The organism is Paeniglutamicibacter quisquiliarum (assembly GCF_019084045.1).
Classification (GTDB): domain Bacteria; phylum Actinomycetota; class Actinomycetes; order Actinomycetales; family Micrococcaceae; genus Paeniglutamicibacter; species Paeniglutamicibacter quisquiliarum.
The window spans coordinates 1-25875 of record NZ_JAHRED010000016.1; the positions used below are offsets into that span (position 1 = coordinate 1).

Below are 25875 nucleotides of genomic sequence, written 5' to 3' on the forward strand. Positions count from 1 at the left end.
GACGCCGAGGGGCGCAACCCGGCCGGCCTGCGATATTACATCGAAGGGGCCAGCCAAGGGGTCGGAAAAGAAGCACCTTCCTGCCGACACGCGCGCCTGGTGACCGGTTGCTGATCCACACCCCTAGGCCCCAGCGGGTAGAGCGAAGGCAAAAAACTCAGAATCCCACGGGCAGCACGTCGCCAAATCGCCCGGATTCGGTGATGCGCGCCCCGTTGTATTTAAAGGTACGCAAGACGATGCGCCGGTCATCGATCGTCAGTCCGGGAATCGCGTGCAGGATCTTGCGTTCGACGGCGAGCGAATCCCAGGGGCTGTTCAGCCACACCACCATATGGATGTTGTTGGCGCCGGTGACCGCCGTCATGATCCGGATTTCGGGCAGTTCCGCTGCTAGGTTGGGGCCCACGAGCAAGATGTCTTCGGGTGACATCGACCCCCAGAACACGGCGCTGACATTCTGGCCAAGCCCCTGTCGCACAATGTCGCACCGCACCATGATGTAGTTGCCGCCAATGAGGCGGTTGACCCGCCGCGCCGCCGCGGGTGGGGTGATCCCGGCACGCTGGGCGATTTCCCTGAAGCCCATGCGACCGTTGATGCTCAAGGAGCGCACGATTTCCTGGTCTATCTCATCCATCGCGACATGAGTCTCTCCGCCGTGGGATTCCGGGGGGTTCACCAGCCGGCGCAATTTGCGCATGGTAGCCGGCGGCAACGCACGAAAATGCCAGTTGCTGGCTTCCACTAGCTGGCCTGTCACGGTTCGCACCGAGTAATGCAACACTCCGTCTAGGGAGCCAATGGTGGTGAGCAGGAAGTCGGCCAGGCTCTGCCCGGGGGCTGCGACCGTCACCAGAAGATGTGCGGATCCCGCAATGAACTGGATCGTCATGGTCCTGTGGTCCTGAAACAAGTCTTCGGCCACCTGGGTGACTTGGCTGTTGCGGCAAGTCAGTTCGATGAATGCCAATTCCATCAGTGCCGCCATGCCCGACCCCGGTGCAATCGAGATGCGCGCCATGCCTGCATTGGTGATGCGTTCCCAGCGTCGGGCCAGGGTGGTGGCATGTTGGCCCAGGATCACGGACAGCTCGCTCCAGCTCACGCGCGGCGCCAATTGCAGCGCATTGACGAGTTCCATGTCGTTTTCGGACATGCCGTCAGTTCCTTGCAAGTTTTTGCTCCTATAACCATTTTCGTGCGTTTTGAAAGAAAAGCGCCTCATCATCTTAGCGTTTAGTTCGATATATGACCTGGAGCACATGGAGGAAAGATGCCACAGCAGCGACAAACGGTGATCGAACATGCAACCTTGATCGATGGCACGGGTGCCGCCCCGGCACAGATGCACACCGTCGTCTTGCGTGGACGCAAGATCCAGTGGGTTGGACCGGACGCCGAGACACCCATCCTGGACACCGATGCGGTCCGCATTGACGGGCGCGGACAATTCCTGCTCCCTGGCTTCATCGATTCGCACGTCCACTTGGCCATGCCCGCCGGCCAGCTCAGCGGCACAGGTATGTTGCACCTGCCCCCGCGTTTTGGCTACTACGCCTCCATCCCGCTGCTGCGCGCCACGCTCGATGCCGGCGTCACCACCGTGCGCGACCTGGGCGGCATCGATATGGCGACCGAGGTTGCCATTGAACGCGGGCTTATCGAGGGTCCCGAAATCGTCTTTGCCTACCGCGCCCTGGGACCCACCGGCGGCCACGGCGACTTCCGCACCTGCTGCGGATTCAACCAGGGCGAGGCATTGTCCCCCAACGGGGACATCGGTTTCCTGACCGACGGTGTCGACGAGGCGCTGCGCAACACCCGCGAGGTCATGCGCCTGGGCGGTAAGGTCATCAAGGTCATGGCGGGCGGCGGCGTCTGGTCCCCGCGCGACACCCCTTGGCACGACGGCCTGAACATTGCCGAGATGCGAACCATCGTCGAGGAAGCGAGCAGCCACGGCGTACCGGTGGCCGCCCATGCCCAGTCGGCGCGTTCCATTTCCAACGCCCTGGTCGCGGGGGTGCGCAGCATCGAGCACGGCTACGAAATCGATGACAAGGCCATCGAATTGATGCTTGCAAAGGGCAGCTTCCTCGTTCCCACCCTGAGCACAGGAACCATCCCCCCGGACCCGGCCAAGGCCGCCCCGTATGCGGTGGAAAAGAAGCTGCGCCTGCAGGAAAAGCTCTACGGCTGCGTCTCGAAGGCCATCTCCGCCGGGGTCAAAGTCGCGCTGGGGACCGATGCCGGGGTCTGCGAGCACGGCATCAATCTGACGGAGCTTGGACACTTGGTCGATTTCGGCATGTCCCCCATGGATGCGCTCGTGGCCGGAACCTTGAACGCCGCAAAGCTGCTGCAATTGGAGGACCGCGTTGGATCCATCGAGCCCGGCAAGGACGCAGACATCGTGCTGACAGGCGTTGATCCGCTGGGCTCCATCCACGCGCTGGCCGATGCGAAGAACATTGATATCGTCTTTGCCAAGGGCCGGATGGTTAAGGACCTTCGTACCTCGGTCCCCGCAGGAGTAGGCGCATGAGCACATTGATGGGCAAGAAGCCGGCGCCCCGGCCTTCCAGCGAGAAGAAGAAGTTCGGAGCGGCCGCCCTTGACCGCATTGAGCGCGTGGGCAACAGGCTGCCCGAGCCCTTCGCCCTCTTCCTGTACCTCTTCCTGGCCGTGGGACTCATTTCCACGGTGGTGTCCTGGTTCAATGTCAACACCACGCTTCCCGGTGCCGAAGGACCCACCGCGATCAAGGGCCTGTTCACCGGCGAGGGCATCACTTGGCTGATGACCACCGCAGTGCAGAACTTCATCGGGTTCCCGCCCCTTGGGGTAGTGGTCACCTTGTTGTTGGCCGTGGGTGTTGCCGAACGCACTGGCCTGCTGCTGGTGCTGGTAAAGTCCACCCTGGGCCGCGCCCCTGCCTGGGCATTGCCCTACGTCATGGCACTGGTGGCGTTGTGCGCGCACATCATGTCCGACGCCTCGATTCTGGTCATCCCGCCGATTGCCGCCCTGGTGTTCCGAGCCGCAGGCCGCAACCCGGTCGCGGGCCTGCTTGGGTCCTATGCCGTGGGCATTGCCGCCTTCAGCTGCACCCCGTTCGTCACGTCGACCGACGCCTTGCTGGCCGGCATTTCCAACGCCGCCGCAGTCCCGGTCGCCGGGCTGGTGCTGCCGGTCACTGCGGTGTCCAACCTTTTGCTGAACATCGTGCTCGCCGGTGTCCTCACGGTGGCCGGCGGCCTAGTCATCGACAAACTGCTCGAGCCGCGGCTGAACCGCACCGGTGTCGGGGTCAACGCCACGGCAGCCGAAGAAGCCAGCACGGACGTCACCGCCGCGGAGAAGTCGGCCCTGCGTTGGGCAGGAATCGCCCTGTTGGTGGTCGTCGGGCTGATCCTGGCCCTGGCCCTTCCGGCCGGTGCGCCGTTGCGCAACGAGACCGGCGGGTTTCTGCCCAAGTCCCCCCTGTTAAGCTCGGTCATCTTCATAGTGTTCTGCGTCGTGCTGGCGCCGGCCATTGTCTTCGGCGCACGTCTGCGCTTGATCACCAACATCCAGTCGGTCGTGGAAATGATGGGACAGGCAGTGAAGGACGCGGTGTCCTTCATCGTGGTGGCCTTCATCTTGGCCCAGTTCCTCGCCCTGTTCACGTGGTCGGGGCTGGCGTCCTGGGTTGCCGTGTCGGGCGCGCAAACGCTCAAGGACGTGAACTTCACCGGCTACGGGGCCATCATCGCGTTCATCGTGGTGGTATCGATTCTGAACCTGTTGATATCCTCGGGATCCTCCCTGTGGACGCTGATTGCCGCGGTGTTCATTCCGATGTTTGCCCTGATCGGTTACGAGGCCGGATTCGTCCAAGCCGCCTTCCGCGTGGGAGATTCCGCCACCCAGGCACTGACTCCCTTGAACCCGTACTTGGTGATTATCCTGGGCTTCTTGCGCAAATACGAGCCAGAAGCCGGCATCGGTTCCATCATCGCCCGCATGCTGCCATTCACCGTCGTATTCTGGGTCCTGTGGGTGCTGGTGCTGACGCTGTTCTTCATCACCGGCACGGGCACGGGACCGGGCATGGACATCATGGTCGGATGATGTCTCCCGACATCCCGGGGTAAAGACGGGCAGGGCCGGTTGATTTTCCGGCCCTGCCCGTCTTTGCCGATGGCGCCAACGACAGGGATGCCACTTCACCGAGACCTATCCCGCGGATTCTGCAAGAGGATCATTTCTGAACGACAGAAGTGCGGTTATCGGCGATCATCAACGAGTCGTAGTAGGCATTGCAACCTCTGTGGCGGAATATCGGCATCGGCACGGTCGATTCCCCGATTCCTGGGGGAGCAATCCGTGCTGTCGCGCTTGCCGTGGGTAGCAGGGTGGTGACCCGGCCATGGTCATCCGAATTGCCCTGAGAGGGCGGCATCCAATACCGGTGTACCAAACACCCGGGGGAGGGCCGCGTGGCCCTCCCCCGGGTGAGATTCGGGAATAGGGTATCCCCGTGGTCACGGACTAGTCGTTGAGGTCCTTGCCCTTCGTTTCGGGGGAGGCGATTGCTGCGATGAGTACGAATGCGCAGAGCACCATCAGGTAGATGTCGAAGATCCGTGGGTTGCCTTGGGAGTACAGCCACGTCTGGAGGTAAGGTGCGGTGCCGCCAGCCAGGGCCCCGGCGATTGAGTAGGGCAGGCCCATGCCCACTGCGCGCACATGGGTGGGGAACTGCTCGGGGAAGGTCGCGGGCATGATTGCCGTTGGCGCCGAAATCAGGATCATGCCCACGCCCATGTAGCAGGCCAGGCGCCAGACCTCGGGTCCGCCGTTGAGAACGAGCGTGAGCGGAATGATGAGCACGATGGCACCGATGGCGAAGAAGTACCAGTTGAACTTGCGGCCAATGCGGTCCGAGAGCCAGCCCCAGAACACCAGGCAGGCCATGAAGAAGACGTTGGCGCCGGTGCTGATCCACAGTACCTGGGTAGGGTCCATTTTCAGCGGGCCCATGGCGAAGGCCGGGGCCATGATCGACCAGACGTAGAACATCACGGTGCCGCCGGCGGCCAGGCCGACGATGCGCAGGCAGGCGCGGCGGTGGCGCCAGATCTCGCGTCCCAACCCGCGTGTGCGCGGAGCTGCCAGCCCGGCGGCCTTGGCTGCCTCGGCGGCTTCGACCTTGGCGCGGAACATGGGGGTTTCATCCAGCTTGCGGCGGAGGTATAGGGCGTAGACGCCGAGTAGGCCGCCGAGGATGAAGGGCACCCGCCAGGCCCACTCGCGCACGGCGTCGGTGCCGAGGGTCGAGGATAAGACGGCGCCGAGCAGGGTGGCGGCGATGACGCCGACGGTGACGAAGACGAATACCGAGGATGACCACAAGCCGCGGGAGTGCCGCGGGGCCATTTCCGTGACGTAGGTGAACGAGGAGACCACCTCGCCGCCGTGCCCGAGGCCCTGGAGCATGCGGCCCGCGAGCAGGAAGACTGCCGCAGTGGCCCCGATCATTTGGTAGTTGGGGGAGATGCCGATGAGCAGGCTGCCGCCTGCGGTGATGAGCATCGATACGCTCATGGCGTGGCGGCGTCCGTACTTGTCGGCGAACCAGCCGAAGAACAGTCCGCCCAGGGGTCGCATGAAGAAGCCGGCCCCGAAGATGGCCAGCGTTCCCAGCAGGGCCGTGACGGGGTCCTGGGCATGGAAGAACTGGCCGGCAAAGTAGGCGGCGAAGATGGAATAGGCGGTCCAGTCGTACCATTCGAGGGCGTTGCCGACGCCCACGCCAAGGATGATCTTGCGCTTTTCCTTTCGCTCCATGGGAGTGTCGGACGAGCCGGGTAACGCTGTGGTGGTTGTTTCAGTCATGGTGGTGCCTTCGCGAGTAGACGTCGGACGGGTGGGATTTTTGGGCTCCGTGGAAAGGGCGCGGCCTGGTACCTGCATCCCATGGATGGATCACGCTTCGTGCGGGTGCTGGCGCTTTGCCGCCGGCCGCGGGTTCGATGCGGCTTGGTGGCGATCGTCATCGAAATGCCCGATCGCCGGGATGCGTGGTTATGCGGCGAGTTGCCTGAAGGCGGAGTCGTGGAACACCAGCGGGCTGGTCTGCTTGTCGAGGTGCAGGGCATGGATTTCCAGCAGCACCACGTCGTGGTCCCCGGCGGGATGTTCGTCGAAGACGCTGCATTCAAACCACAGGGAGGCGTTGGGCAGCAGCAGGGCGCCTGAATCCAGGCGATGCACCTCCACGCCGGCGAACCGCGCGTCCTTGTCCCGATTGGCGAGCTGCCTGCAGAGCGCGCCCTGGTCCTGTCCCAGGATGGAAACTCCGACGCGAGTTGCCTGCCGGAGAATGGGCCAAGTCCCCGAGGACTTCTGGACCGCGAACATCACCAGGGCCGGCTCGAGCGAGACGCCGACGGTGAACGACGAGGCGACAAGCGCATGGGCGAGGCCGTCGACCTCGGCCGTCATCGCGGCAACCCCTGAGGGAAAGTGGGCAAAGGTCTCGCGGAGGACCTGCGAGTCCAGGGACTGGGATGTCATGATCATTTTTTGCTCCTTGGCTGGTTCCTCCACCGCCGCCGGGGCTCGGTGGAACTTCCTGTGAGCAGAAGCCTGCCAGATGAAAGCGAGCGTGTATAGCTCTTTTTGAACGTTCGTCTAAATTGCGGCAATATGACGCAGCTCACAAAACTTTATTGCACTTATGTTGCGACCGTAGTAGTTTCGGTCACAACATACGGTGCCGGTGCACCCACCCGCCATGAAGGAGCAAAAAAATGACAGAGCAAATCCAGCGCCAGACCAGCCGCCTGAGCGTGGTCCGCCAGTCCGAGCGGGAAAACCTGTGGTTCCTGGGCGACTTGATCCAGCCGATCATCAGCAGTGAAATGACGGACGGGCGATTCATGATGGCACTGACCCACTCGAAGCTCGCCTCGGAACCGCCGCTGCATGAACACGTCGGCGAGGACGAGATCTTCTACATCCTTGAAGGAACCGTAACGTTCTGGGCCGCCGAAGCAGACGGCCTGACTCTTGGCCCCGGTGACTGCATCCTGATGCCCAAGGACGTCCCGCACACCTTCCAAGCCAGCCCCGACATCGAAGCAAAATGGCTGGTCATGTCGGCACCCGGCGGACTGGAGAAGTTCTTCCGCGCCGTGGCCATCCCCGCGGACTACGCCGGGCCACAGCGCGGCTGGGAAATGGACGAGGAAACGGAACAGCGCCTGCAGAATGCCTGCGACGACTTCAACATCACGCTGCTGGCCGAGCCCGGGGTGGCGACGGGGACGGGCGCCTGATGGAGGACGCGTCCGGCTCGCAAATGCTCGCGGTGCGGACGTTCTGGGAAGCGCAGGCGGCAGGAGACGCGGAAACGGCCCGCGCGGTGCTGGCCAAGGATGTGGAATGGACGCTCGTGGGTCACCACTCCTCCCTGGCAAGGACCTATCGCGGGGTGGATGAATTCTTCGAGGAATTGATCGGAACACTCGCGGCGACGTTCGTGCCGGGCAGCGCCGCTATGGAAATCCGCGGCATGTATCTCGACGCCGGGCAGTCCACGGTGGTCACCCACCTGCGCGAAACCGCCACCACCCGCGACGGATTGTTCTTTGACAACGACATTGTCACCATCATGACCGTCATCGACGGACGCATCACCCGGTGCCAGGAATTCATGGACCTCCACGAGGTCCGCCGAACCTTCGGCGAAGAAGACCTGCGCACGCCCCTGGCAAGATCCAACATCCAAGGTTAGGCAGAGCAATGACACAAGTAGCAGTAAACCCGTCTACCGAAGACACCCGTGCGGTCTTAGCCGAAGCCCCTTCGGCGCAGGTCGTCTCCGACATGGTCCAGCGCGTCCACGAGATCGGCCCGCTGTTGCGCAAGAACGCGGTGGTTGCCGACCAGCAACGCGTGATGTCCGATGAGTCCATCGAGGCCTTGGATTCCATCGGGGCCATGCGCATCGCAGCCATGCGGCGCTACGGGGGCCACGAGGGCGGCGCCTCTATGCTCCTGGAGGTCGCCCGCACCATCGGGTACTACGACCCTGCCGCCGCCTGGTGCACCGTCATCTCCAACGGATCGGTCATGCTGGCCAACCGCTACTCCGATGAGGTCCTCGACGAGGTGTTCGCCGACGGCCCGGTGCGCATGGCCTCGATCTTCGCCAGCCCGCAAGGCACTGCAACCCCCGACGCAGGCGGCTGGCGGGTCACCGGCGAATGGCCGTTCGCCTCGAACTCCTCGCACTCCGAGTGGGCCATTGGCATCCTCTTCATCGAGGACGGGACAAGCGAAACCCCGCAGATCGGCTTCGCATTGATGCGCCGCGGCGAATACGAGGTCAAGGACACCTGGTACACCATCGGCATGCGCGGCTCGGGATCAAACACCATGTCCACCCGGGACCTGTGGGTGCCCCGGGATCGTGTCATCACGTTCCAGCAGCTGATGGGGGACGCGAACGAAAAGGATCCAAACGCGACCTTTGCCCGGCGCCTCACCCCGCACCTGACCATGTCCACTACCATCCAGGCCGCGTCGCTGGGGGCCGCGGCAGCGGCGCTGGACTTCGTCACGGAAAAGGCCCAATCCCGCGGTATCACCTACACCCAGTACAAGCGCCAAATCGATTCGGGCGCCTTCGTGCAGAACCTGGGGCAGGCGAGCATGAAGATCGATTCGGCCCTGCTGCTGCTGCGTCGTTCCGCCGCCGAGATCGACGCCGCGGCCGCAAGCACCACGCCCATTCCTTTGGCGGATCGCGCACGGAACCGCGGCGGGATCGGGCACGCGGGCCACGAATTGGTGGACGCGGTCAACGACTTGTGCTGGTTGCACGGGACCGCGGCCTTTGCCGAAAACAGCCTGCTGGGACGCATGTGGAGGGACATCAACACCGGGACACGGCACGCCTCGATTACCGCACCCATGGGCTATGAACTCCACGGCAACGGCATGACCGAGACCGACTACATCTCGACGAAGCTGTAGGGCAACGACACGTGATGGGAACCTCCAGCCCCGTCGCCCCGGGCGGATTCAGGGAAAGGACAAGCGAGGCGGGGATCCGTTCCGTGCTGGGCATCCGGTATGCGCGGCTGTCGGGAGGGGAACGGTTCGCCGCCCCCGTCGCGGCGGCCGGCCAGCTTGATGTCGACCGGCTGGCCGGGGTTCCCGTCTTTCCCCAGCTCCGCAGCCGGCTGGCTGCAGCCATGGGAACGGGCGAGCCCAATCCACAGGCCGAGGATGCCTTCTTCCTCAATGTCTGGGCACCCGCAAATGCCATCGGAGCGCCGGTCGTGGTCTTTGTCCACGGCGGTGCCTGGATGGGCGGGGGAGGATCCAACGAATGGTATGACGGTTCGTTGCTGGCCGCCGAGGGCATGGTGGTAGTGACGGTGAACTACCGGCTGGGCCCCGTGGCCCACTTGGCGCCGCCGGACACACCCGACCTCCCGCTGCAGGATCTGGCACTGGCCCTTGCCTGGGTGCGGGAGAACATCGGGGCCTTCGGCGGGAACCCGGACGAAGTGACGGTGGCCGGGCAGTCGGCAGGGGCCTGGTACGTGCATCTGCTCAGCCTGGATCCTGCCGCGCGCGGGCTCATGCGCCGCGTGGCGCTGCTGAGCATGGCCACGCGCCAACCGTGGACGCGCGAACGTCTCGGTGCCGTGAGGGATGCTGCGGCCCGGCTCCTGCATCCGCAGACGATGGAAAACGCCGGGATCCCGGATCTGTTGAGGGCCGGCGCCGGCGCCCTGCAGGAAACCGCCTTGCCGCGGCCCGTGGGGCACGCTGCCTCCGGGTACCTGCCCAGCGAAGCGGAGAACATTCCCGGGCGCTTCCTTGACCCCGCATGGTGCGCGCAACACCGCCACGTCGAGGAGGTCCTGCTCAGCTTCACGGCCGATGAAACGGCGACGTTCTTCTTCGCCTCGGATCCGGAGCGTGCGGTGACCCATGAAATGGTTGAGGACTGGATCGCGGCCCTGGATCCCGGCGCCGTGCCGCCCGCAGCGGAAACCCGGTCCCGGGGGCCCTACGAGCGGCTGGTGGCGATTTCATCGTGGATCCAGTTCCAGCGATTCCCCACGGAACTCCATGCCGCCTACCGCCAGCGAGGACTTGCTTCGGAGCTGATGGAACTAAGCATGCGCAGCCCGCTGCCGGGGCTGATGGGCGGGCATTGCCTCGACTTGCCGTTCTGGTTCGGAACCCGCCGCGCCTGGGCCGACGCGCCCATGCTCGAAGGCACCGACCCCGAGCAATTCGCTAGGCAGTCGCTGGTGCTGCGCCGGCGGCTTGCCGGGTTCGTCCTTGGCCGGCCGGAGCCCCCGCCGAATGGATGACCCGCTGGGCGTGCCAGCCCGCCAGCGGGCTGAGCCGCGCCCGCAGGTCCAGGAAGAGGGAACGCGCCTCGCCGCCCTTCCAGGATTCGGGCAGCGCCTCGGCCGGAAGGCCCGGATCCAGATAGGGCAGGGCGCGCCAATCGGTCACCATCCGAATGAAGTCTCCGAAGGCCGCCCGTGAGCCGGCTTCCGTCTGCTGGGCCGGATCGCCCCATCTGCCCAGCAACACGGAGTACTTGTCGATAAATTCCTGGTAGTGGGCTTCCAGGCTGTCCAGGTCCCACCACTGGGCCACCTTGGTTCGCAGTTCCTTCGGCCCGCCATGGTCGGCGTGGAAAAAGTCGACGAATTGGAGCAGGTCGTTGTCCTGCAGGTATTCCAGGGCCTCGTCGTAGACGTTCCCCGGGGCAACACACAGTCCGGCACCGACCACGCCGAACCCCATCCGGGCCAGCCCGCTGCGGATCTTGTGGCGCTGCCCACGCTGGGCCTCTGGAACCGAAAACGACACCAGCAGCCAGGGATCGGAGACCCGTGCCGGGTGAGGCGAGAAGATGCGTTCGTCGCCCACGCGCATGTGTTCCTCCAACGCGGGCGACAGGGCATACCCCGCCTCGCCCTTGACATGTTCGCTAATGAGCACTTCGCGTTTTTTCAACCGGGAAATCGACGACCGGACACTCGCCGGCTCGGCACCGAGATCCTGCAGCAATTGCACGATGGCGGCCACGGCGATCGGAACACCGGCCGGACGCGCGTAGAGACCAAAGACCGTCAGGATATGACGATGGTGGGCAGCCTGCCCCAACTCCCCGGTCAGGCGACCGGCAATGATTTCTTCAATTGCACGCATACTTCGAGCGTATCAATACGAAGGCATGCGTAACGCAAAGTCCATGGTCATAATCAGCCCATCCTTGCACGGACTGACCGGCATCTCGCAAACGAAGGGCGCTGGTCCGGAACCCAACGAGGCATTTGGCGCCACCTCCGCCGACTGGCATATCTCCCAGGAAACCGTGGGAGCGCGACCCCATCCCAAGCCGGATCACTGAGCAGATTCCCCGATGGACGGGAAAGCATCATCGTGCGACAGGAGTGCGGTTATCGGCGATTAGACCATTCCGGTAGACGTGGCGGGAGTACCCACATCTACCGTATATTTCCTCGAATCCACACGGCGCCGGACGTGGCTTCCCGATCAGAAAGTGCCCATTGCCCCCGCTCAGCCCGTCCGCGGCAACCCCTGCCAATAATTATCTTGTCAGTTGATGGGGTCAGGCCCTTTGTCCGCCAATTGTCCGGACGGCGTCTGGACAATTGGGCCGGGACGTCGGTGCCTCCAACTAGGGTTGAACCATGACCGAGCTCGAGCCTGACCTTCCCGGGGACTATTCCGACGCACTCACCACCCTGAAAGACCTCGTACGGGAAGCACAGCACCGCGCGCAGCGCGTCGTGAACACCGCCATGATCGAGCTGTACTGGAACATTGGCCGCACCATCCTTCAGCGCCAGCATGGCCAGCCATGGGGGAGCAAGGTCCTTGACCGGATCGCCCACGACCTGCGCGCGGAGTTCCCTCATATGAAGGGATTCTCCCGGACCAATGTGTACAACATGCGTGCCTTCGCCGCGGCCTGGAACGGCGAGGAACCAATTGTCCAGACGCCGTCTGGACAATTGAGCTGGAGTCACAACGTCGCGCTCCTGAACAAGCTGGACGACCATGAACTGCGTCGCTGGTACGCCTCACGGGCCGTCCAGCATGGCTGGTCGGTGGCCGTCCTGGAGCACCAGATCCGCACGTCCCTGCACACCCGCACCGGTGCGGCCCCGAACAACCTCGAGGCACGGCTGCCGGGCGAAGGCACAGACCTGGCGCGGGAGGTCGCCAAGGACCCCCTGGTGCTGGACTTCCTGGGACTCACCGAGGAAGCCCAAGAACACGCCCTGGAGGAGGCCATGACGCTGCGCCTGTCTCAGACCCTGGCCGAATTCGGGCCGGGCTTTGCCTTCGTGGGGCGCCAATATCACCTGGATGTCGACGGGGACGACTTCTTCGTGGACCTCCTGCTGTACCACGTGCCTTCGGACCGCTACGTGGTGGTGGAGCTCAAGGCCGGCAAGTTCAAGCCCGAGCATCTGGGACAGCTGAACTTCTACGTCGCTGCCGTCGACGACATGCTCCGGTTGCCCCGGCAGGCACCGACCGTCGGGATCCTGGTGTGCGGGTCCAAGAACGACCGCACCGTGCGCTATGCCCTGGACGGTTCCGCCCAGCCCCTGGCCGTGACGTCCTACACGTACGAGGCCCTGCCGGTCGATGAGAAAGCGACCCTTCCGTCCCCGGATGCCATCACCGCAGCACTCGAGCACGATCCGAAGATCCTGCCCGACGCGTGACGCTTTGAAGGAGCCACCACACACGTCTCCGAACGGTGCAGGTCACCCAGAAAAATCGGCGGAGAAATGACGAAAGTGCGGTTATCGGCGATTGAAGTGTGGGAATCGCGGGAACCCACGTTTTTGCGCCCATAGTGGTGGGTGCCCCGATCCGGGCACCCACCACTGCTGGCTTGGTTCCTAGCCCTTGCCGAGCGTGGATCCCGCCTGGGACTTGGCCGGCTTGCTCGAGGAATTCGAGGCGAGTTTCGCTCCCGCCTTGGACAGCGCCGCCTTGGAAGGCTTCGATGATTTGCCCATGTTTCACCCCCTTTCCGGGGTGCCCCTGCCACTGGGGCAGATGTGGCACACCCTACAAGACTGCTCCAACGCTTCGGGATTTTGATCTATCCGTGTCGTCCGGGAACGCGTCGAGGGTAGCAATGAGTTGGTCCTTGGCCGGCGCCAGCACCCGGTCGGGGATGGTGAGCTGGTCGTGGGTGTAGGCGGCGACGGCCACCGGGTAGGTGGAGCGTCAGAGTGCGTAGCACGCGGTGCGGTCGTTCTTGCTGCAGCAGGTGAGGGTGCCCGCGGTGGGGGGAGGGGGCCTCGCGCCGGAGCGTGTGATCCACCAGTTCCGCCGACGGTGGTTCCTTAGCGCCGTAGAAGTTTCACCTACAAGTGACCGGTTCAGGGGGACGGCGCGCTCGCGCCGTCCCCTAGTCCGTCGAAGTGGTGCTAGCTGGCCTGGTCCAGTTCCTTGTTCAGGTGCTCACGGATCCGAGCCGCATCCATGGGAGTGAATTTCTCGTCCACTTCCCGCTGGTAGAGCCTGATGTGCGCGACCTTGCCGAGGTCCTGAACGGTCCGGTTTCGATTGAAGGTCCTGACCTCCGGGTGGTCCGCTTTGATCGCTTCCTTGGTCGGACGGTCTCGCTTGCCGTCGCGGTCGTAGGTCGTCAGGTCGAGCTGTTCCTGCCTGGTCGTGTACCGGTTGTAGTACGGCCGGTCGCTCATGAGGAGTTTGTCGCTGACCCAGCCAAGTGGAAGCAGGATCAGTTGCTTCCCTCCGATGTAGGGAAGCTTCACGTCTCGCTCGATCCACGCCAAGGTGTTGGGATCCCAGAGCATGATCGCTTCGATGGAGGTCTCACGGGCCAGCTGGGGGTAGCTGACCATCATCTCCTGAGTGAAATCCACGAGGATGTCCATCACAATGCGGGTGACCATGTCAGAGATCAGGTCCTTGCCCACGCCCTCGAGGAAGAGTGGGAGATGTTCGATGCGGTGCAGCGCCTTATCGGAACAGACGGGATCGCCAAGCGCATCCCAGAGCGTCTGCCCGAGGCCCTTGCCGAACCCCTTCCCGTCTGTCCCGCGAGCCGAATAACCCAGCCTGGTTTGGCCGGGTTCCCTCATGCGCTGGAGAGTGTCCAAACCGCGGCTCCGCTCCACCAGGTCCGGGCTGCGGCGCCAATGCAACACTTCCTCGAAGAAAGAAATGAGGCGGGCGTCTGCCTGGAGGGAGTATCGGCACGAGCCATTCCTGATGGCGCTCGGATCCACAAAGATCCTATTGTCGTGATCAACGTCCACATCTACGAAGGGGACGCTTGGGGGGAGCCCGAAGGCATTACTGAGGTAGGCCATGATGGCCCTCCTATCTCCTGGCCTATTGGCCCGGGTATAGCCCATGCACACTGTGCGCGTGGGTAACGCAATGCAGCACTGGGGCTGCGTGGCGCGCACCTTGGTCCGGTTGGACTTTGGCGCCTATCCCGGAGTAAGCTGAGATATCGGTTCCAACGATACTCACCCTGCTCGGGACTCCTTCGCTTGAAGGAAGCCAGTGGGGTAAAAGTGTTTAAACACTGCTGACCACTTTCAATTGTACCACACGCCACAGGTGTCTCTGCGAAAGTCTGTTCGAGTAGCCCTCAGCGGCCTTCCAGACGCCTCGTGAGGGCCTTTCCGTCAGCACCGCCCTTCCTGGCCGCCTACGGTGTTGAGTCCCGTTACCGAGGCGCTGACGCCCTTACTTCCAGCCCTCGTACAGTTGGGCAGAGCGCGATGGGACGGCAGTGCCCCCACGGAACCCAAATCCTCACCTGGTCGAGCCCCTCTGGACGGGCCACCGTGGCAGGGTCGGGATCGGCCCCGACGCAATGTCCGTTGGCGCGCGGGGCCGGCGGACCGCTTGACGCCACCTCAGCGGTACTCGCCTTGTCCCCGAGGTGACCGAATCTACAGCACTCTTCGGGGGCCTTGGCCTTCTGGACCCGGTGCTCAGTTCTTAGGGAGAGTGCTATCTGAAGTCGGCCTGGTCACGCGAACGCCTGGTGTCTTGTCGCAGCATCGTCTGATGAGCGCAGTAGCTGTCTCCCAGACGAGGCAGGAAGTCGCGAACTACCAACGAGAAGTGGTTTTCGAGGAGCGGTCTCACGGCATCTAAATCATAGGTGGCGACCCGCAGCCTCTAATGAGACATTTGTACGATTGCCTCCAATGTGTCGTGGAATCCACGCATCTCACGTGGCTGCATTCCGCCACTAGTACGCTCCACCCACCTCGCGGAACAGTTGCTCAATGGCTTCCTTGGATGTCGCGCCGGCCAACTTCTTCTCCAGGCCGTCCCCGGTTTGGCCGGAAAGTTGGATCGCCAGCAGGGCCCCCCCGGTGTCCTTGATGACAATCGAGGCCCGACGGAAGTCACCATCGTGTTCACGGACGTACCGGGCCAGGGCCGTCCACTTCGGGGACGTGTCAGCCAATGAGTGGTTGTGCGGGTCCACCAAGTCGATGGCCACCCCGCCTTCGCCATTGTCGTGGAAGAACAGGAAGTCCGGGTAGAGGTTCTTGGACACTTCTGAGTCCAGGTAGTGCACGGACAGCGCGTGGCTGCCGCCCACGGGGTTCCTGTACCAGCCCAGCAGCGTGCCGGAGGCCTGCTCGGCTTCAAGGACGCTTTCCTCCCAGCCGGTGAAGGTTTCGGGGAACAGCTTGCTCTCGGGCAGCGCGTAGAGGTGCCCTGCATACAGCGGCAGGGCCTCGACCAGGCCGGTGTCCTTGTTCAGGATCTCCGTCTTTTGGGAGATGGTCTCGGGCATCCCGAGGGTGCTGACCAATGCCGATCCGATGGGGGCGAAGATGGTCTCGAATTCCTGGCGTTGCGTCGGTTTCAGGCGTGCCACCGAACCGGCTGTGTTCCGTCGCCAGCACTCCACCCGCGCGCCGCACTGGGCCTCCAAGGCTTCGCGGGCCTCGCCGGACCGCGCCAGGGCAACGGTCCGCACGACCACTTCATTCCATTCCAAGTCCCCGGCAATGACCAAGGAGGTGCTGTACCAGGCCGCGGCGGCATCGGGGAGCCGTCGTTTGGCCTCCTCCAGGAGCTGGCGCAGGTTCTTCTGGCTGGTGGCAGCCGTACGCGAGATGGTCCCGGTGTTGGCACCGCTGTGCTGGTAGAACGTGTCCGTTTGAAAGCTCACTTCGAGCATTGATTCGGCAACCTTGTCGATCGCCACACGGTGCTGGCTGAACACCGAAGCGAGGGTCTCCACGACCACGTCGCGAGATTCCTGGGTGTAGGACGATCCACCGGGGTGCTCAAATCCGGAGTTGTCCAACAAGGTGCCCAGGCGCACCAGACGGTTCACGTTCGAGGTGAACCGGCGCACCGGCTTCTGCTCCCGTGTCAATCCGCCGATGGCGTCCCAGACCGCTGCGGGGACCTCCGGGTTTCGCGTCATGCGCTTGGGATTCAGCTGCACCGGGACCTCGATGTCCGCCGAATCCATGAAGGATTTCACGACCATCGCCACTTCCACCTTGTTGAAGTGCGGCAGGTACAGGTCAACGGCGTTGAGGTCGTCGAATTCGGGTTCTTCGATGTTCTTGGCCAGCGGGTTGCGCACCATGCGGCCAATGAGCTGGGCGATCTGCGTGTGCTCCTGGGCGGTGCGCAGGGACACCATGACCTCGGCGCGGGGGCAGTCCCAGCCGGTGGTCAACGCTTGCTTGAAGATCACCGCGCGCAGGTTCCCCGACTGCGAGATCGAGGTGGGGGCAATGTACTGGACCACCCTGGGCATCTGGACGCCGCTGAGCCAGGTGGTGGTTGTGATGGGTGCGTGATCGCCGAACGAGTGGGCCACGGAATCCGCGTCGTCAAAGGCGTCGGAGGCGTCGGTGAGGGTTTGGACGATTTCGCCGATCTTGGCGTCCGTCGTCATATCCGGGACCTGGATCGCCAGAAGCGGCACAGGGTAGGACGACGCACCGGTGGCACGGGCCCACTGCTGCCATTGCCGGTCGGAACGGTCCAGGTCGGCCACGGCCTGGCGAATCAGGGTGTCATCGCTGGGCTGGTCATCCACCGCGTAGCTGACGTTGATGCGCTCCTTGATAAGGCCCGAGGCCCGCACCTTCTGGACATCGGCCACGACCTGCACCAGGGAACGGCCGGAGGCGCCGCGCATGGCCTCCTCAAATTTCTTGGGCGTTGCCGACAACCCGATGACAATGGGGGCCGGCGGGTTCACGATTGTGCGGAACGTGTCGTTGCCTCCCGGCACCTCGATGGTGGCCCCGTCAAGGATGCGGCGCAGAATCGTTGGCCGGCTCCGGTCCGTGGCTCCCCGGTGGGCCTCGTCGACCAGGATGATGAAGCCGCTGCCGCGCTGCTTGATGGTGTTGCCGATGGTCTCCCATAGCGAATACCTGCGCCCGTCGCCGGTCTGGATGTGGCGCTTGGCGCCGGTTCCGAGCTTTTGGACGTTTAGGAAGTAGATGAGTCCGGGGCTGAATTCTGCCTGGTCGAAGTCTGATTCAACGGTCCGGAGCATGTTCATGTTGATTCGGTCCGAAGAGGCCTGGATCTTCTTGCGGGACTGCTCGTTGAGCTCCGCGTCGTCCGTCAGCCACAGGATCGTGGTTTCCGGGCTCGGATCGGCGTCCCCGATTCCGAAGAACAAGCCCTCCAGAACCGCCGAGGCAATCACGGTCTTCCCGGCACCGGTCGGGGCACTGATGCCGATCGCCGTCTTGCGCTCACTGTTGGAGCGGAGTCTTTGCTTGGCGATGCTGATTTCGTTGAGGGTTTCCCCTACAACGTCGGCCTGGTAGTCGGCAAGGGTGAATTTCACGAATCGCTCCGGTTGATCTGGAAGGCGTCAAGGTAGGAGCCGTAGATGGGCTGAACGGTGATCTCGTCCCCGAATGCCTCCCCGGCAAGGTCGCCCTGCTCGGGAGAATCGGTGATGATGAAAACGTGTTTGACCTGGTTGGGCTTGGTGGCCAACAGCTCGGCCAATTCGGCGGCTTTGCCCGCATTGAACAGCACAGCCATCGACGACTCTTCGTTCCATTCATAGTCCTGGGTGTCCTCGGTGCGCTGCACCACGGACCCAACCGCGCCAGACTTCAGCCAGAACAACGGCGCGAGGCTCTCGTACTCCAGAGCTGCGTGAACCCGGCTCTCTTCCAGGTAGGCGAGATCCAGGAACTCCACGTTGGCCGGGAGGCCGTCGGAGTATGCCGATCCGTCTTGGCGCACCCCGGTCACGACTGTTTCGATGCGCGGCTTGGTGACGTGGTGGAACACGCCCTTCGCTTCGTACTCGGCTGAGCCTGGCTGATGGCCGGCTTTTCGCAGCGCGGCGTCGTCCTTGGCCGAAAGCTCGTTGTTGGTGACCAAGATGCACTGACGTGTCCCCTGGTCCTCGGCGTTGAGCCGGATGACGGCCTCGGCGGTTGTTCCCGAGCCGCCGAAGAAGTCGAGCACGATCGAGTCCTTTGGCGCGATCAGGCGAATCCAACGCATCAGAACTTCATGGTCTTTCGGGAACGGGAACCGTTTGTCGCGGAACACTGATTGAAGGTGTCGAGAAGAAGCGCGGCGATCTTTGTCGAATATCGACATAGCCACTTGAAAACCCTGCTCATCGAGATATTTTTTGAGTCGTGGAAGGCGGGTGTTATCCGTATCGAACCAGATATTGCCCTCTTCGATGAGGGCGTCCATAGACTCGCGGGAGTATGCCCACCCATTGGGATGGCGCATGGTGACTTCGCCAGTTACGGGGTGTAAGAGGTCATACTGGAGGTTCGGCCGCGGGCTGGGGCTTCTGAGATCGTTTGCGTAGAACACCCGCCCTTGGGCGTCAATGCGGTTGTAGTTGTAGTTCCCATCCCTTTTTGCTGGATGGTCTTTGGGAAGCGATGAGAACCACTTCCGGAGCAATGCGGTAGCGGTATCCGGGCCTTGTCCCGATTCATTCCAAGCTTCGGTGCCGGCCGCAAGCACGGTCTCTGCTCCTGGTCGTTCTTCACGCCACCTGATCCCGGAGGCGGTGGTCGATGCCTCATCCTTGGAGTAGATCAGCATGTAATCGGCGCCGTTTGAAACGTAGCGTGAATCGTTCTTGCGACCACCTTGCCAAACCACATCAGAGATAAAGTTGTTGGACCCAAAAATCTCGTCCATGAGCATCCGTAAACGGTGGTGCTCATCGTCCCCGATGGCCACGATGATAACCCCGGTCGTCTTCAGGAGTTTCTTGGCCAGCGTCAGCCGGCGTTCCATGAAGCTCAGCCACTTCGAGTGCCTGAAGCTGTCCTGCTCCGCGACGTAGTGGTCGTTGTACTGCCACGTCTTGTTGCCGGTGTTATACGGCGGTCGATGTAAATCAAGTCCACCGATTCAGGGTGCGTGTATCCAAGCATTTCGAGGGCGTGGAAGTTCTCTCCGTTGATCACCACATGGGCAGGATCTTCCGGGTTGCCGGTGCGTACGGAACCCACGGTCTTCAGACCGGGAAAGACCACTTCACCGAACTGCCGAGCAGCGGTGACGTTCGAGAGCTTCTCTTCGACAACGTTTCCGTGCTCGTCCGCGAGAGTCACAGAGTCGCCGCTGATGGCTCGGACCTTGTGGAAGGTGCCGTCGGCTTCGCGGATGGCTGTGCGACCTCGGCGCACCGGCGCCTGGGGCATCCGGATGCCTTCGGGAGAGTGCCGTTCAAAGACGAGACCGAATTTCTTGGTGGTGCGCTCGAACTCGGCCTTCAACCTTGCTCGGAGCCCTTCGTCCGTCACCTCGTTCAAGTAGACCTCGAACATGCTTTTGGACATGACACTCCTAGAAAATCGCCGCGCGGACGGACACCAGTCTTATTTCTATCAGCAAAAGGTATGGGCACCCATTAAACATTGGGTTGCTGGGGCCAATGTCGCAGTATTTAAGCGCGTCGAGTAGGACTTCACTGCACATATTCTGCCCAGTCATGAGCGAACGCAACCTAGGATAAGCGGATGCTACATCTACAACTCGATTTGGCCGCCGAGAATGCTATCGACTGGGCACAATACATACCGGCAGTCATCGGGCTTGGTGGTGTCGTAGTTGGTGGGCTGATCACCTTCGGTATGCAAGCCTGGGAAAGGCACCTCACCCGGACAGCGAAAATGATGTCAGAGGTGGCCGAGATCGTCGTCCTATCTACCGCCATCAAAGATGGGCTCCAGACCATTCACATGCCCGCTGTCGAGTACAAACTTTCCCAGGAACAGAATGATTCGTTTGCGGCCAAAGCGACGAGTGATTGGGCTGAAGCACAAGCAAAGCTCCTGCGGCTCAGCCTCACCGCTAACAAACACATCAGTGCAGCAGGCAGTCAGCTATTGGAATCACTCAAAACAGCAACGAACTACCTCGATCCACACAGCAGACCAGGATTGAGGACTGATTTTGAGCACGGCGATCAGATGCTCAGGAACGTCGAGTTTGAGAAGGAAACACTGATTTCCGTTTCCATGGCACCAATTCTACGAAAGCGGCGGACCCTGGCAAGCCGACGCGAAGGAAGACCGGGAGAGTGATCGGCACACCTACCGAGAACCCGGCCCCATGCCAAAAGCTTGATACTACGTGAACTAAGAATTGGCCCTCGCCACCGGACTATCATCTGAGCTACGGCGCCAATCGCGGCCGTCGAGGCGATATGACATGTTGGCCGAAAATCGTGATACCGCTCCTTCACTGAGTTCATCCTGTTTGGCGGGCACCGCAATGATTTCATAAGTTTCAGAAAAGGTCGTTCCAGCCAGGATGTGGACGCCTGTGGGTAGTTCTCTTCGGGACTTCAGTAGTTCGTCGAAGGTGAAGAGTTTAATGACAGCGTCGTGCTTGGAATGGTTTTGAATTCTGACTTGGATGCTTGTCATCATCATGTTGGGGTCTGACCCGTGGCCCGCGCCGCCTCGCAGAGCGATGGACACGTTGCTGGCTTCGATGAATTCACCACGAGCTCGTTGCATCAGCGCTTCTGCTTCTCGTTCGTGTTCAGCGATACGTGTGAGCTCCCGTTCTGCCTGGTCGGAACGAAAACTCCTGACAGCCCATAGAAGCGTCAGGACCGTAGCGACAGCGCCGAACCATGTCCCTGTCGCGCCAACCCAGTCGGGGGTCCAGTTCTTAAGCACCAACAAAGCGAGGGAGGCACCAAGGGTGAGCCCGCCGAGCCCCCACATTGCCTGGACGAGAAATGAATGTTTTTGTGAGGACATAGACCCACAATAGCGATCGACTGACTTTCAGCCGGCCTTCACCTTCAGCACTTCCCTCCAGTGCGGCGTGATGTGCGGGCCCATCATCTCCTGGCGTATCTCCCCACGCCGGCCCTGTTTAATGGCGGCCTGGCTCAGTCCGGTGGCCGTCGCGCCGTCCTTGGGCGGCACGCGACTTCGCAGAGAACCGGGCAGACCTTATTAACCCTTCAAGCGACGCTTGATTATGTCGGGTCCTACTGAACGATGAGCTTAATGGACCACGCAGGACTGGAACTGGAATCCATCAGCCCAGCAGTGGCAGTGCTCCTTGTTCTCAAGTGGCCCGTAGTATTTGGCGGGGCCACACGTTCAGTTGTTTCCTGATGATGCCCGGGTAAACGTATGAAAGAGGATAGCCATACGGAGAATAGTGGGTGACGCCTTCGGACTTTCCAAGGCAACCGCACTTCGGTCCGGAGTTGAGGAACCCAGCCAGCCGATATTGTGAACGTCATGGGGAGATACCCGCAGCGAAAGGGAAAATATGCCTGATGTGTGGGGAGCGGACTGGTGGGATGCATGGCAGGCGTTTGGAACCGTCGGTGCGGTTACGATAGCGATTTTTCTAGCCCTGTTTGAAGGTTTGAGAGCCCGCAGAGCAGAGGCGGCTCTTGCTTCGGAGCGGAAACAGAGAAAGCAGTCGGACCGGATCAGTACCGCGTCATTGGTATCTGCGTGGATTGAAACAACACACGAACCTTCCGCTGATGGCACGCACTATTTGCGACGGGGAACCCTGCACCTTGCCAACGAGAGTAACGAGCCTGTCTTCAATGTCCAGGTATTGGTTGGTATTGGAAGGCCCGTTGTTCAGATTGGACCGTTGGCGGTTCCTCACTCAATTCCGGTTCTTCCTTCCCGGCACCATCGTTCCTGGGACATTTCCCTAGGACTGCTAGGTTTTGGAGGAGGCCTGCAGCTCCCCTCGGACCCGGTTGCAAAACTCGCCTTTACGGATGTCAATGAAGTCCGCTGGAATCGCGACTTTGATGGGAAGCTCGGTGAGCAAAGCGCTGAGGGAAACGAACCTAAGCCAGACGACACCGAAGGAATGCGTCAGCTTGGCGACCCCACCAATACTTTCAATCCGATTTGGGCCGCTTTGGATTTCCACAACCTCATCCGGCGCGAGGAACCGCCGATCACTCGTGCTGAATTATCACCGTTACTTGCGGAAAAGGCCCACGGCTGGGACGTTCTCGATGACGTTATGATTCAGTCAATGGGTAAAGACCTGGATGATTATGGCATGGCAGCACATGCCTGGTTTCCGGCGCCTCAAGTGGCTTATATCCGGCTCGTCCGTGAAGAAGAGACAACGAATCCGTCTCAGGGCGCCGAGGCCATCGAGATTCAGGCTCAGATCATAACGTTGGTCTTTTACGCTGGGATCGGTTGGAAGATCTTTAGTGTTGGCGGCGGGGTGACAGAACCTAACTGGATAGAGTTTCCTCCCGGAACCATATCTGATGACCCCTGGACCGGTGCTTTTCTGGAGACATAAGAACCTCCAACCGGCTAGGGATGGACGCTTTGATCCCTAGCCATGAACAATCCACCCCCAGCGGCTGGATGGTCGACTTTTCATTGTGACAGTTTGACTGAATACAAACGCGGAGCTGTCAACGGTGGGCTGATGGATTTATATTCGCATCAATGGATCCGATGATGGGATGCTGGCCCGCGTGTCTCCACGCCGAAATCGAAGTGCGGTGAACCGCCGAATTTCGGGGAAACCAAAATTCTCAACATTGTGTCTCGTGTCCTATTTCTCAAGGCAGGTGAAATCCAACCGTTGATAAGACCCGGGGGAGTGGGTTTAGCCGGTATTGGTTGTGCGCGGGTCGGTACCGTGGAACAGAATGCCTTGGTGCGGATGTTCGCGTGTGGCAATCCGACGATCGTGATCGACAGCTCCTCGTCCCGGGGCCCGCCACCGGCCGGCCAACAGGATCTGCCCGGTGGGGCCGCTACAGCCTGGCCACCCCCGGGCATCCCGAAGGGACCATCCCGCAAGCCAGCGACCTCGTGTGGACGAGTGCCCAACCCCTCCAAAAACCCCGGAAACCTGGGGATTTGATTTTCTCTCGAAGCACTACTATATTTCTTGGCATGCGGGTGGGAAGAACGAATTACCCCCCCCAGGTTGAGGAAGCTGCAGTTGCTTCCTTTGGGGAAACCCGCACAGCAGTACCTGGCCGTCGGACAGCTTGAGACGGCCACCGCAGTAATGAAGTACCAGCAGTAAAGCAGTAGCAGCAGTACCCGGCCGTCGGACAGCTTGAGACGGCCACCGCAGTACAGCAGTAGCCGGAGGGCGTGGTCGTCGGACCGCTTGAGACGACCGCAGCAGTACAGCAGGACCAGCAACCCCGGCAGCAAAGCAGTACAGCAGTAAATGCAGTAAAGCAGTAGCCGGACGGCGTGGTCGTCGGACCGCTTGAGACGGCCGCAGCAGTACAGCAGGACCAGCAACCCCGGCAGCAAAGCAGTAAAGCAGTAGCCGGAGCGCGTGGTCGTCGGACCGCTTGAGACGGCCGCAGCAGTACAGCAGGACCAGCAACCCCGGCACTACAGAAGTACCAGCAGTAAAGCAGTAGCCGGAGCGCGTGGTCGTCGGACAGCTTGGGACGGCCGCAGCAGTACAGCAGGACCAGCAACCCCGGCACTACAGAAGTACCAGCAGTACAGCAGTACAGCAGTACCCGGCCGTCGGACAGCTTGAGACGGTCGCAGCAAAACCGGCAACACCAGCAGTAAATCAGTAAAGCAGTACCCGGAGGGAGTGGTCGCCGGACAGCTTGAGACGACCACAGCAGTACCAGCAACACCGGGAAGTACCTGCAGTACCGGGCCGTAGGACAGCTTGAGACGGCCACAGCAGTAAAGCAACACCCCATTGGGCGGGCTGGTGATGAATCCGTTTTCATCACCAGCCCGCCCCTTTCCGTTCTTGCCAAAGTTGGCGTCGCTCACCAGTTGCGCGCCACCGGGGCAGGAACCGGAGCTGACACTATCCAAGAACCCACCCCTTGCCTCCTCGGGTGTCCCTCTGCCGCTCGTGAGTGCTTCCCCATAGGGTTCGGGTTTGGGTAGCAATGGCGTGAAATGTGGATTTCGGCGCTCGTGAAGGTTTTCTGTTGTCGTTAGTTGCCGATGACGAGGATGCTTGCAGCCGCTTCGATGACATCGTCGATGATGGTTTAGAGCTGGTTTAGAGCTGGTTGAAGCGGATGGGCTTCCTGGCGGGGTGCGTTATGCAGCGATCACGGAACGCCTCCACTTAGCGATCAAATCCACGCCGGTAACTGTCGAGGAACTGCCAGAAATCGATCCCGTCTTTCCAGCCGCATCATTAGCGGAACGGGGGCCGGTGGCCGATCCTAGCCACTTTTGGTTATGGTTGGCCACCAACCCAACCCCCCAAACAATTTGAGGGCGTCAGAACGCCGATTAGCTGACATTGAGTGCCGCACCTACGCCGGATAGGAAGTTTTCATGACCACACCTCCCTTCACAGCTGAGAAAGCTGCTGAAATCCGGAAACGGTTTGCAGCAGGAATCAGCAGGGTTCAACTCGCCAAGGAATTTGAGCTGAGCCAAACCGTCATCGGGCAGATTCTCCGCAACGAAGCCGTGGGCAATGATTCACAAAGTGAAGGGTTACGCACCGCACGCGTCCACAACCGGACGAATCCACGCGGCCAAAAACACGCACCGCGAAAAAACTGGTACTAATCCCGTGAAATCCTGGGGTGCCAACCACCCCGGATTTCACGGCTGGACCCTCACAAGCGGAGGGGCTTCCGGGCCGGGTGCGTTTGCAGCGATCACGGAACGCCGCCACTTAGCGATCAAATCCATAGACAACGTGGTCTCAACAAGATGTCTCGTGATATCCGGTGCAGGGAAGGCCGGACCGGACGTTTGGTGGGACATGTCTGTCGGCATGGGGATCTCGGGAGGGCGCCGACAGCGTAATTGGGACTCACTGGCCTCGACCCATGAGGGGGGCGTTGCTAATACTTCACCTCCAACCAGTGGTGAAGCGGTAGCCGTTTCCTTGGCGAAGGCAAGTGCCGTTGGTCCGGGGCCAAGCACAGAACCCCAGGGGCATCGTTAGTTCATCGGCTTGTATGAGCGGTCCTCAAGCATCTCGAAAAGCTTGGGCGCATCGTTCTCGGCGGCGATGGCCTGCATGAAGTGACGGTCCAGGTTTCCGGACAGCGTCACCATGTATGGACGGTTGCGACCGAGACGCTCGAAGATCTTATGCATCATGTCCGTTGCCAGGCCATGCTTCCGGTACTCGTTGTCGACGAAGAAGCCGCTGAGGTAGGTGAACTCGGGTTTGTGCTCCCAGCGTTTGTAGGTCGCCTGGCCGACAATGCTCCCGTCCTTGGTGAATGCCGCCAGCTGGCCCCATGCATCGGTCGGTGTTTCCCCCACCCAGCGAATAATGATGTCGTCCATGCTCGAATTATGGCAGGGCAGC

Annotated in this window: 20 protein-coding genes; 10 read left to right on the top strand and 10 right to left on the bottom strand. The window is 61.6% G+C overall.

The genetic code is table 11. From position 1 onward, the window contains the following. Nucleotides 1–157 precede the first annotated feature (157 nt). Nucleotides 158–1159, bottom strand: a complete 1002-nt coding sequence (locus tag KRR55_RS19395) for an Lrp/AsnC family transcriptional regulator (protein WP_217390964.1) — start codon at nt 1157–1159, stop codon at nt 158–160. 117 nt (nt 1160–1276) lie between these two features. Here KRR55_RS19395 and KRR55_RS19400 point away from each other — a divergent pair, with 117 nt between their 5' ends. Together KRR55_RS19400 and KRR55_RS19405 are read left to right on the top strand one after the other, a co-directional pair. Beyond that, nucleotides 1277–2548, top strand: a complete 1272-nt coding sequence (locus KRR55_RS19400; protein ID WP_217390965.1) for a metal-dependent hydrolase family protein — start codon at nt 1277–1279, stop codon at nt 2546–2548. Continuing rightward, entirely contained in the window at nt 2545–4116 is a 1572-nt protein-coding gene (locus KRR55_RS19405; protein WP_254456432.1) for an AbgT family transporter, read from the top strand. The genes KRR55_RS19400 and KRR55_RS19405 overlap by 4 nt, the downstream gene beginning before the upstream one ends. 420 nt (nt 4117–4536) lie before the next feature. Here the strand turns inward: KRR55_RS19405 and KRR55_RS19410 are convergent, their stop codons facing one another. Together KRR55_RS19410 and KRR55_RS19415 are read right to left on the bottom strand one after the other, a co-directional pair. Next, nucleotides 4537–5883 (bottom strand): MFS transporter, encoded by a 1347-nt coding sequence (locus KRR55_RS19410; RefSeq protein WP_217390966.1) that lies wholly within the window; start codon nt 5881–5883, stop codon nt 4537–4539. Between the two features lie 189 nt (nt 5884–6072). After that, nucleotides 6073–6570 (bottom strand): flavin reductase family protein, encoded by a 498-nt coding sequence (locus KRR55_RS19415; protein ID WP_336245173.1) that lies wholly within the window; start codon nt 6568–6570, stop codon nt 6073–6075. 230 nt (nt 6571–6800) lie between these two features. On the opposite strand from KRR55_RS19415, the gene KRR55_RS19420 reads away from it, so the two are divergent. Genes KRR55_RS19420 through KRR55_RS19435 form a run of 4 tightly spaced genes read left to right on the top strand, consistent with a single transcriptional unit; the run spans nt 6801 to nt 10388 of the window. Then, on the top strand, nt 6801–7328 hold the full coding sequence (locus KRR55_RS19420; protein ID WP_217390967.1) for a cupin domain-containing protein: 528 nt from the start codon (nt 6801–6803) through the stop codon (nt 7326–7328). Continuing rightward, on the top strand, nt 7328–7786 hold the full coding sequence (locus KRR55_RS19425) for a nuclear transport factor 2 family protein (RefSeq protein WP_217390968.1): 459 nt from the start codon (nt 7328–7330) through the stop codon (nt 7784–7786). The genes KRR55_RS19420 and KRR55_RS19425 overlap by 1 nt, the downstream gene beginning before the upstream one ends. 8 nt (nt 7787–7794) lie before the next feature. Beyond that, the gene (locus tag KRR55_RS19430; protein WP_217390969.1) at nt 7795–9030 is read left to right on the top strand and encodes an acyl-CoA dehydrogenase family protein; all 1236 of its coding nucleotides are present in this window, start codon (nt 7795–7797) and stop codon (nt 9028–9030) included. A 14-nt stretch (nt 9031–9044) separates the two neighbouring features. After that, nucleotides 9045–10388, top strand: a complete 1344-nt coding sequence (locus tag KRR55_RS19435; RefSeq protein WP_217390970.1) for a carboxylesterase family protein — start codon at nt 9045–9047, stop codon at nt 10386–10388. Here KRR55_RS19435 and KRR55_RS19440 read toward each other — a convergent pair. Continuing rightward, nucleotides 10312–11241 (bottom strand): PaaX family transcriptional regulator, encoded by a 930-nt coding sequence (locus KRR55_RS19440; RefSeq protein ID WP_217390971.1) that lies wholly within the window; start codon nt 11239–11241, stop codon nt 10312–10314. The two genes, KRR55_RS19435 and KRR55_RS19440, sit on opposite strands and share 77 nt — an antisense overlap. Before the next feature lie 506 nt (nt 11242–11747). Here KRR55_RS19440 and KRR55_RS19445 point away from each other — a divergent pair. Further along, nucleotides 11748–12794, top strand: coding sequence for a PDDEXK nuclease domain-containing protein (locus tag KRR55_RS19445; protein ID WP_217390972.1), 1047 nt, complete (start codon nt 11748–11750; stop codon nt 12792–12794). A 717-nt stretch (nt 12795–13511) separates the two neighbouring features. Here the strand turns inward: KRR55_RS19445 and KRR55_RS19450 are convergent. The 4 genes from KRR55_RS19450 to KRR55_RS19465 all read right to left on the bottom strand — a co-directional run bounded on the left by KRR55_RS19450 (nt 13512) and on the right by KRR55_RS19465 (nt 19904). Then, nucleotides 13512–14423: a hypothetical protein gene (locus KRR55_RS19450; protein WP_217390973.1), complete on the bottom strand. Its 912-nt coding sequence runs from the start codon at nt 14421–14423 to the stop codon at nt 13512–13514. 899 nt (nt 14424–15322) lie between these two features. Next, the gene (locus tag KRR55_RS19455; RefSeq protein WP_217390974.1) at nt 15323–17917 is read right to left on the bottom strand and encodes a DEAD/DEAH box helicase; all 2595 of its coding nucleotides are present in this window, start codon (nt 17915–17917) and stop codon (nt 15323–15325) included. After that, nucleotides 17914–19473, bottom strand: a complete 1560-nt coding sequence (locus tag KRR55_RS19460) for a site-specific DNA-methyltransferase (protein WP_217390994.1) — start codon at nt 19471–19473, stop codon at nt 17914–17916. The genes KRR55_RS19455 and KRR55_RS19460 overlap by 4 nt, the downstream gene beginning before the upstream one ends. Then, nucleotides 19362–19904 carry a hypothetical protein gene (locus tag KRR55_RS19465; protein ID WP_217390975.1) on the bottom strand — a complete coding sequence of 181 codons (543 nt, stop codon included), beginning with the start codon at nt 19902–19904 and terminating at the stop codon, nt 19362–19364. Before KRR55_RS19465 ends, KRR55_RS19460 begins: the two co-directional genes overlap by 112 nt. A 180-nt stretch (nt 19905–20084) precedes the next feature. Here KRR55_RS19465 and KRR55_RS19470 point away from each other — a divergent pair, with 180 nt between their 5' ends. Then, entirely contained in the window at nt 20085–20651 is a 567-nt protein-coding gene (locus KRR55_RS19470; protein ID WP_217390976.1) for a hypothetical protein, read from the top strand. 54 nt (nt 20652–20705) lie between these two features. Here the strand turns inward: KRR55_RS19470 and KRR55_RS19475 are convergent, their stop codons facing one another. Further along, on the bottom strand, nt 20706–21338 hold the full coding sequence (locus tag KRR55_RS19475) for a hypothetical protein (RefSeq protein WP_217390977.1): 633 nt from the start codon (nt 21336–21338) through the stop codon (nt 20706–20708). Nucleotides 21339–21864: 526 nt separating this feature from the next. On the opposite strand from KRR55_RS19475, the gene KRR55_RS19480 reads away from it, so the two are divergent. Further along, nucleotides 21865–22884: a hypothetical protein gene (locus KRR55_RS19480; protein ID WP_217390978.1), complete on the top strand. Its 1020-nt coding sequence runs from the start codon at nt 21865–21867 to the stop codon at nt 22882–22884. A 1994-nt stretch (nt 22885–24878) separates the two neighbouring features. Then, the gene (locus KRR55_RS19485; protein WP_217390979.1) at nt 24879–25118 is read left to right on the top strand and encodes a hypothetical protein; all 240 of its coding nucleotides are present in this window, start codon (nt 24879–24881) and stop codon (nt 25116–25118) included. Between the two features lie 381 nt (nt 25119–25499). On the opposite strand, the gene KRR55_RS19490 is transcribed toward KRR55_RS19485, so the two are convergent. Further along, nucleotides 25500–25853 (bottom strand): GNAT family N-acetyltransferase, encoded by a 354-nt coding sequence (locus KRR55_RS19490; protein WP_217390980.1) that lies wholly within the window; start codon nt 25851–25853, stop codon nt 25500–25502. Nucleotides 25854–25875 lie beyond the last annotated feature (22 nt).

Excerpts from the sequence above, each read along its gene's own strand:
- KRR55_RS19395 (WP_217390964.1), bottom strand. The coding sequence starts at position 1,159 with ATGTCCGAAAACGACATGGAACTCGTCAATGCGCTGCAATTGGCGCCG.
- KRR55_RS19400 (WP_217390965.1), top strand. The coding sequence starts at position 1,277 with ATGCCACAGCAGCGACAAACGGTGATCGAACATGCAACCTTGATCGAT.
- KRR55_RS19405 (WP_254456432.1), top strand. The coding sequence starts at position 2,545 with ATGAGCACATTGATGGGCAAGAAGCCGGCGCCCCGGCCTTCCAGCGAG.
- KRR55_RS19410 (WP_217390966.1), bottom strand. The coding sequence starts at position 5,883 with ATGACTGAAACAACCACCACAGCGTTACCCGGCTCGTCCGACACTCCC.
- KRR55_RS19415 (WP_336245173.1), bottom strand. The coding sequence starts at position 6,570 with ATGATCATGACATCCCAGTCCCTGGACTCGCAGGTCCTCCGCGAGACC.
- KRR55_RS19420 (WP_217390967.1), top strand. The coding sequence starts at position 6,801 with ATGACAGAGCAAATCCAGCGCCAGACCAGCCGCCTGAGCGTGGTCCGC.
- KRR55_RS19425 (WP_217390968.1), top strand. The coding sequence starts at position 7,328 with ATGGAGGACGCGTCCGGCTCGCAAATGCTCGCGGTGCGGACGTTCTGG.
- KRR55_RS19430 (WP_217390969.1), top strand. The coding sequence starts at position 7,795 with ATGACACAAGTAGCAGTAAACCCGTCTACCGAAGACACCCGTGCGGTC.
- KRR55_RS19435 (WP_217390970.1), top strand. The coding sequence starts at position 9,045 with ATGGGAACCTCCAGCCCCGTCGCCCCGGGCGGATTCAGGGAAAGGACA.
- KRR55_RS19440 (WP_217390971.1), bottom strand. The coding sequence starts at position 11,241 with ATGCGTGCAATTGAAGAAATCATTGCCGGTCGCCTGACCGGGGAGTTG.
- KRR55_RS19445 (WP_217390972.1), top strand. The coding sequence starts at position 11,748 with ATGACCGAGCTCGAGCCTGACCTTCCCGGGGACTATTCCGACGCACTC.
- KRR55_RS19450 (WP_217390973.1), bottom strand. The coding sequence starts at position 14,423 with ATGGCCTACCTCAGTAATGCCTTCGGGCTCCCCCCAAGCGTCCCCTTC.
- KRR55_RS19465 (WP_217390975.1), bottom strand. The coding sequence starts at position 19,904 with ATGTCCAAAAGCATGTTCGAGGTCTACTTGAACGAGGTGACGGACGAA.
- KRR55_RS19470 (WP_217390976.1), top strand. The coding sequence starts at position 20,085 with ATGCTACATCTACAACTCGATTTGGCCGCCGAGAATGCTATCGACTGG.
- KRR55_RS19475 (WP_217390977.1), bottom strand. The coding sequence starts at position 21,338 with ATGTCCTCACAAAAACATTCATTTCTCGTCCAGGCAATGTGGGGGCTC.
- KRR55_RS19480 (WP_217390978.1), top strand. The coding sequence starts at position 21,865 with ATGCCTGATGTGTGGGGAGCGGACTGGTGGGATGCATGGCAGGCGTTT.
- KRR55_RS19485 (WP_217390979.1), top strand. The coding sequence starts at position 24,879 with ATGACCACACCTCCCTTCACAGCTGAGAAAGCTGCTGAAATCCGGAAA.
- KRR55_RS19490 (WP_217390980.1), bottom strand. The coding sequence starts at position 25,853 with ATGGACGACATCATTATTCGCTGGGTGGGGGAAACACCGACCGATGCA.